At 40.1% G+C, this 7798-nt stretch carries 5 protein-coding genes; 3 read left to right on the top strand and 2 right to left on the bottom strand.

Features of this window, described 5'->3' with window-relative positions; genetic code table 11:
* Positions 1–398 precede the first annotated feature (398 nt).
* Complete coding sequence (locus tag BBROOKSOX_RS07970; RefSeq protein ID WP_139660770.1) at positions 399–1202, bottom strand: DUF3298 and DUF4163 domain-containing protein; 804 nt, start codon at positions 1200–1202, stop codon at positions 399–401.
* 114 nt (positions 1203–1316) lie between these two features.
* Positions 1317–1634 carry a hypothetical protein gene (locus tag BBROOKSOX_RS07965; RefSeq protein ID WP_139660768.1) on the bottom strand — a complete coding sequence of 106 codons (318 nt, stop codon included), beginning with the start codon at positions 1632–1634 and terminating at the stop codon, positions 1317–1319.
* Between the two features lie 136 nt (positions 1635–1770).
* Here BBROOKSOX_RS07965 and BBROOKSOX_RS07960 point away from each other — a divergent pair, with 136 nt between their 5' ends.
* From BBROOKSOX_RS07960 to BBROOKSOX_RS07950, 3 genes are all read left to right on the top strand, one after another.
* Positions 1771–4206: a galactose-binding domain-containing protein gene (locus BBROOKSOX_RS07960; RefSeq protein WP_139660766.1), complete on the top strand. Its 2436-nt coding sequence runs from the start codon at positions 1771–1773 to the stop codon at positions 4204–4206.
* A gap of 291 nt (positions 4207–4497) precedes the next feature.
* Positions 4498–6957: a galactose-binding domain-containing protein gene (locus tag BBROOKSOX_RS07955; RefSeq protein WP_139660763.1), complete on the top strand. Its 2460-nt coding sequence runs from the start codon at positions 4498–4500 to the stop codon at positions 6955–6957.
* A gap of 171 nt (positions 6958–7128) precedes the next feature.
* On the top strand, positions 7129–7798 hold a 670-nt coding region (locus BBROOKSOX_RS07950), incomplete at its 3' end, for a galactose-binding domain-containing protein (protein WP_180323916.1).

The raw sequence follows: 7798 nt of genomic DNA, 5'->3' as shown, positions 1-7798 counted from the left end.
AAAAAGCTTGGGCTTATCTAATCGCAAACAGTTAGTTGAGTTCAAGCTATCTTCACCACACATGCCGTGTTCTCTTCTGTCGGTTAATCAGCAATGCCAATCAAAGCACATAAAAAATACAGTTATAAATTACGAGGTCTTGGCATTAATCACGCTAACCAAGTTTGGTCTACAGACTACATTACCCCAAAACCTCTGACAACTTTTTAAAATTTTTTATATAGAACCCCTTAAGAAGCCTTCGCTTTTTCTTGATTTAATTTTATACTTCATTTGAGTCATATGTTCAATGCAGCAAAAGATTACGGAGCTTGTACTTTTCGTATGAAAATTTTTAACGATATTTGATTTTAAGAATATATTATTATGATAGTAAAGGGGGGTGCCACCCCTTTATTTTATTGAAACAATTCTTTCATTTGAGGTGATAAAAATTCAGATAAATCTTTAAACGGTACAAGTATTTCAACAATGCCTTCTGAACCTGGTGCTACCTGATATTTATCAAAAGAAATTAATAAACCTTTTTGAGTTAATACCATACTATCAAAGTTTTCTTGCTTAGGGGTGGTGCCATCTTTGATAAATGTATTATTTCCTTGTGAATACTTCTTATGTAATTTTGTACGGGAAATTTCTGATAATGTTAATAAATATGTGTCATCAGAGAAAAGATCTGGCAAATATATTTCCTTGCCGCTAGCTCTGTGAAATGTTTTAGAGGAGGTACTATCATTTCCGCTGCCGCCAGTATTAGTGTGTTGGTTAAATACAAATGCAATATAATCTTCTGATACAAAAGAAACATCAAAATTCTGAACATAATTAGTGATAAATGTTGCTGACTCTAGATTAGTTTTTGCAATATATTTCTTATAAGCACTCTCTTGCTTCTGTGCTTCCTTATAAAATTCATTAATAAATTTTTGACTGAATTGTTGAAGGGTTTCATTAATAGTCTTGTTTTTTGTCACAGGAGTTGCAACGAGGATCGTGGATCTATCCTCGTTGAGCTGATCTTTTGTGGTGTTTACCGAAATGCCCTCATGTTTTGTTTCATCGTGCCAAATAATTTGTTTAGCTTGGTAATTATTTGTTAATCTTGTTTCTTCAGTACTATTTTTGCCTGATAATATCCAAATCGTACCAATCAATATGGCAACAGATATAGGGGCAATAATTTTTAAATTTAATTTATTCATGTTAGTTGCGCTGTAGCATATATGCCGTAATTAATTAACATAAGGATACTTTTTAAAAAACCTTTATTTCTTAAAGTTTTTTTATTTTTTTAAATAAAATTTATTGTGTTATTTTTATTCAAACCTTGCTTTAGAATAATCCACTGTATGATCACAAATACCTTCATTCTCACAATCATTAGACCCATCATTATTAACATCCCATGTGCTATGAAGCGTTGGTGGAGGCGTTAAATCCATAACTTCTTCTGACTTTTTTTTGTTTATTGTTGGAGATTTTTTAAAGACACAATTATCATAAACGCCTTGTTTTATAAGACCTCCATTATCCATACACCAATCTTCATAAAGAGTTTGTTTAAAAGTCATGCCTGCATAAAATACTGCCGCTAGTCCAAATAAAACAGCTGAAGTTGTAATTATTTTTTTCATATTTTTTAAAATTAATTTGAGTAAAGGGAATAAAAAGGGTAGCATCTCCTTTGTGTTGGGGTGCATAAAAGAAAAGACCTTGACAAAATTGTTTTTAAATGTTATAGTAGACTTTTTTTAATAACTATCCTTAATAATGAAAAACAAACTAACCAATAAATTTCTTGCAGTCGCCATCATTTTAGTCTCTTTAAATGCTTTTAGTATTGCACTAACTCCATTTATCACAATCAGCACTAATCATGTTAGTGCTACTGTTGGAACTGCTATTACACCTGTTACCATTGTTAATACAAATGTTGCTGCTACTTATTACTCAATTTCTCCTGCTATTTCCAATGGCTTATCCTTTAATAAAACAACTGGAACTATCTCTGGAGTACCAATTGTTGCCTCTGATCCGGTGATTTATACTGTGACTGCAGTTTTAATGAATATGATGGCAGTTGATCCTCGTGGTCAGGACACCGCAACTGTTGTTATTGCTGTTGGTACTGGCACTACCAATCTAGCCCTTGGAAAACCTGCCACACAATCCAGCACATATCTATACCACTCTATCGTTCCTGTTGCTGGCTATGCAGTGGATGGTAACACTGATGGCTATTTCTTAAATAAGAGTACAACCCATACCTACTATGAACAAGGTGCTTGGTGGCAGGTTGATTTAGGCAGCGAGAAAAACATTAAGCAAATCATTATCTACAACCGCACTGATTGCTGTGCAAATAGACTAAGTAACTACCAAGTTAGTATCTCTAATAAAGCAGATTTCAGTACTCACACTTACCAACAAGACTTTCATGTTGCACCCAATCCCAAAAAAATCATTCAATTAGACGCATTAGGCAGACAAGGTCGCTATGTTAAGATCCAGTTGCTTGACAGTGATTATCTGTCTTTAGCAGAAGTTCAGGTTATGGGTGTTGATTCTTTGCATTTTTCTGAGGTGGATGTCTCTAGTGCCCTGAATAATTTTGATGGGTGGTATAACGCGCCAAATTATCCTAACTTTTCCGCCTTTGCCACTGTTAAAGCTGATGGGTCAATCATGGCGTGGGGCAATTCTCATACTGGAGGCACAGGTGCACCCTCTGGTAGTGGCTATACCAAGATTTATTCAAATAGGGGTGCCTTTGCCGCCCTTAAAGCTGATGGCTCAATCACGGCGTGGGGTGGTTCGCATACTGGAGGTGCAGGTGCACCCTTTGGTAGAGGCTATACTGAGATTTATTCAACTTCGCAAGCTTTTGCCGCCCTTAAAGCCAATGGCTCAATCAAGGCGTGGGGTAGTTCAAATGCCGGAGGCACAGGTGCACCCTCTGGTAGTGGCTATACTAAGATTTATTCAAATGGACATGCATTTGCCGCCCTTAAAGCCGATGGCTCAATCACGGTGTGGGGTGGTTCGCATGCTGGAAGCACAGGCGCACCCTTTGATAGTGGTTATACTAAGATTTATTCAACTAGGGGTGCCTTTGCCGCCCTTAAAGCTGATGGCTCAATCACGGTGTGGGGTGACTCAGAGAGTGGAGGCACAGGTGCGCCCACTGATAGGGGCTATACCAAGATTTATTCAAATGCATATGCCTTTGCCACCCTTAAAGCCAATGGCTCAATCAAGGCGTGGGGTAACTCAAGGAATGGAGGTGCAAATGCACCTACTGACAAAGACTACATCAAGATTTATTCAAGTGAGAGAGCTTTTGCCGCCCTTAAAGCCGATGGCTCAATCAAAGCGTGGGGTGACTCAAAGAGTGGAGGCAAAGACGCACCCACTGGCAAAGGCTACACCAAGATTTATTCAAATGGATATGCCTTTGCCGCCCTTAAAGCCGATGGCTCAATCAAAGCATGGGGTGGCTCAGAGAGTGGCGGCAAAGACGCACCCACTGACAAAGGCTATATCAAGATTTATTCAAGTGATAGCGCCTTTGCCGCCCTTAAAGTCGATGGCTCAATTACATCGTGGGGTAACTTAGATAGTTCGTGGGGTAGAAATGATAAGCATACAAGCGCACCTACTGACAAAGGCTATATTGCGATTTATTCAAATGAATTTGCCTTTGCTGCTGTTAAGTCCGATGGCTCAATCAGAACATGGGGTGACCCAAGTTTTAGAGGTGCAAATGCCTTTGGTTATAATCTAGCGCTTGGGAAGCCTGCCACGCAGTCCAGTACATACACATACTCCATCCCCGTTGTTGCTGGCTATGCAGTGGATGGCAACACTGATGGTAAATTCTTAGATGGTAGTACAACCCATACCAACGATGAACAAGGCGCTTGGTGGCAGGTCGACCTAGGTAGCAAGAAAAACATCAGTCAAATCATTATCTACAACCGCACTGATTGCTGTGCAAATAGACTAAGCAACTACCAAGTTAGTATTTCTAATAAAGCAGACTTCAGCACCCACATCTATCAACAAGACTTTCATGTTGCACCTAATCCCAAAAAAATCATTCAATTAGACGCACCAGGCGAACAAGGTCGCTATGTTAGAGTCCAGTTGCTTGACAAGAACTATCTGTCTCTAGCAGAAGTTCAGGTTATAGGTGTTGATCTTTAAATAAAGAAAACGCAGTAAAGGTGTTTTAGTTGCTGTACGCTTTTTGGAGAAGTGCAAAAGTTGAGAGGGTCTTGACAAATTTTTTTTAAATGTTACAGTGAGACCTTTGCATAAATAGGAATGATTGGCAAAATCCAATTTTTGCCCAATTGGTGATTTCTTTAAACCTTGTCCTAGCAGGGCTAAGGCTGGGTTTAAAAAATTGCCAAGTGGGTGAAAAGTGGGTTTATGATGATTATTCCTATTTATGCAAAGGTCTCACAGTATATTTTTTAATTATTATTTTTGAAAATGAAAAACATAACAAACACACTAACTAAACTTCTTGCAGTTGTCATTTTTTCAGTCTCTTTAAATGCTTTTAGTCTTATACCGCTAGCCCCATTCATCACAATCAGTGCTAATCATGTTAGCGCTACTGTTGGAACTGCTATTACACCTGTTACCGTTACTAATACAGGTGCTGCTGCTTCTTATTACTCAATTGCTCCTGCTATTTCCAATGGCTTATCCTTTGATGCAAAAACTGGAACCATCTCTGGAGCGCCAATTGTTGCCTCTGATGTAGTAACCTATACTGTAACTGCAGTTTTAATGACCTATACTATGTCTGAAGTTGATCGTCATGCTCAGGACACTGTAACTGTTGTTATTGCTGTTGGTGCCGGCACTACCAATCTAGCCCTTGGAAAACCTGCTACACAATCCAGCACATATCTATACCACTCTATCGTTCCTGTTGCTGGCTATGCAGTGGATGGTAACACTGATGGCTATTTTTTAAATAAGAGCACAACCCATACCCACTATGAACAAGGTGCTTGGTGGCAGGTTGATCTAGGCGGTGAGAAAAACATCAAGCAAATCATTATCCACAACCGCACTGATTGCTGTGTAAATAGACTAAGCAACTACCAAGTTAGTATTTCTAATAAAGCAGACTTCAGTACCCACACTTATCAACAAGACTTTCATGTCGCACCCAATCCCAAAAAAATCATTCAATTAGACGCATCAGGCAAACAAGGTCGCTATGTTAGAATCCAGTTGCTTGACAGTGACTATCTCTCTCTAGCAGAAGTTCAGGTTATGGGTGTTGACCTTTTGCGTTTTTCTGAGGTGGATTATTCTAGTTCTCAGAATGATTTTGATGGATTTAACAATTCGCCAAATTACGCTAATAAGCGGGGCTTTGCTGCCATTAAAGACGATGGCTCAATTATGATGTGGACTGATCCGAATTATGGAGGTATACCTGCGCCCTCTGGTAGTGGTTATACCAAGATTTATTCAAATGGATACGCCTTTGCCACCCTTGAAGCCGATGGGTCAATCACGGCGTGGGGTGGTACGAATAATGGAGGCACAGGTGCGCCCTCTGATAGTGGCTATACCAAGATTTATTCAACTCAGTATGCCTTTGCTGCCCTTAAAGCCGACGGGTCAATTACAGCGTGGGGTTATTCGTATTGGGGAGGTGCAACAGGTGCGCCCTCTGATAACGGCTATACCAAGATTTATTCAAATGCATATGCCTTTGCCGCCCTTAAAGCCGATGGATCAATCACGGCGTGGGGTGATGCGAGCAGTGGAGGTACAGGTGCGCCCTCTGATAGTGGCTACACCAAGATTTATTCAACTCGGCTTGCCTTTGCCGCCCTTAAAATCGATGGCTCAATCACGGTGTGGGGTGGATCGGGAACTTGGGGTGCGCCCTCTGATAATGGCTATACCAAGATTTATTCAACTAATGACGCCTTTGCTGCCCTTAAAGCCGACGGGTCAATTACAGTGTGGGGTGATACGAATAATGGAGGCACAGGTGCACCCTCTGGTGGTGGCTACACCAAGATTTATTCAACTCAGTATGCCTTTGCTGCCCTTAAAGCCGACGGGTCAATTACAGCGTGGGGTTATTCGTATTGGGGAGGTACAGGTGCGCCCTCTGATAACGGCTATACCAAGATTTATTCAAATGCATATGCCTTTGCCGCTCTTAAAGCCGATGGCTCAATCACAACATGGGGTGACATAAAGAGTGGAGGCACAAACTCACCCAACGCACCCACTGACAAAGGCTATATCAAGATTTATTCAAGTGATAGCGCCTTTGCTGCCCTTAAAGCCGATGGCTCAATTACATCATGGGGTAACTTCGATAGTTCATGGGGTAACTTTGAGAGTAAACACATAAATGCAGCACCCACCGATAAAGGCTACACCGAGATTTATTCAAATGCATTTGCCTTTAGCGCTGTTAAGCCCGATGGCTCAATCAGGGCATGGGGTGACTTAGGTTATGGAGGTGCGTATGTCTCTGGTCATAATCTAGCTCTTGGAAAGCCTGCCACACAATCCAGCACATATCGATACTCCGATCCCGTTGCTGGTTATGCAGTAGATGGTAACACTGATGGTGAATTCTTAAATAAAAGCACAAGTACTACTGAATATGAACAAGGCGCTTGGTGGCAGGTTGATCTAGGTAGCAAGAAAAACATCAAGCAAATTATTATCTACAACCGCACTGATTGCTGTGCAGATAGACTAAGCAATTACCAAGTTAGTATTTCTGATAAAGCAGACTTCAGTACCCACACCTACCAACAAGACTTTCATGTCGCGCCTGATCCTAAAAAAATCATTCAATTAGGTATATCAGGTAAACGAGGTCGCTATGTTAGAGTCCAGTTGCTTGACAAGAACTATCTGTCTCTAGCAGAAGTTCAGGTTATAGGTGTTGATCTTTAAATAAAGAAAACGCAGTAAAGGTGTTTCAGTTGCTACTTACTTAGGTTGTGGTGCGCTGATGGTTGATTGGCATTCAATGGGTAAATCTGTAAAATTTTTAGATTTCATAAAAGATCTTGACAAAATTATTTTTAACTGTTAGAGTGAACTTTTTAATTGTTATTTTTGAAAATGAAAAACAAACTAATTAAATTTCTTGCAGCTTCCATTATTTTGGTATCTTTAAATGCTTTTAGTATTGCGATAACCCCCTTCATCACAATCAGCACTAATCATGTTAGCGCTACTGTTGGAACTGCTATTACACCTGTTACCATTACTAACACAAATTCTGCTTCTCTTGTTCATTACTCAATTTCTCCTGCTATTTCCAATGGCTTATCTTTTAATACAACAACTGGAACCATCTCTGGAGTGCCAATTGCTACCTCTGATCCAGTGACTTATACTGTGACTGCAGCTTTAATGGCTATGATGGAAGTTGATCGTCGTGGTCAGGACACTGCAACTGTTGTTATTGCTGTTGGTGTTGGTGATATTAATCTAGCTCTTAGAAAACCTGCCACAGAATCCAGCACATATACATATTCCATCCCCGTTGCTGCTAGCTATGCAGTGGATGGCAACACTGATGGTAAATTCTTAAATGGTAGCGTAACCCATACCAACTATGAACAAGGCGCTTGGTGGCAGGTTGATCTAGGCGGTCAAAAAAACATCAAGCAAATCATTATCTACAACCGCACTGATTGCTGTGCAAATAGACTAAGCAACTACCAAGTTAGTATTTCTAATAAAGCAGACTTCAGCACCCATATCTATCAACAAGACTTTCATGTCG

The organism is bacterium endosymbiont of Bathymodiolus sp. 5 South, assembly GCF_900128535.1.
Taxonomy (GTDB): domain Bacteria; phylum Pseudomonadota; class Gammaproteobacteria; order PS1; family Pseudothioglobaceae; genus Thiodubiliella.
This window is presented reverse-complemented; position numbering and strand designations above follow the sequence as displayed.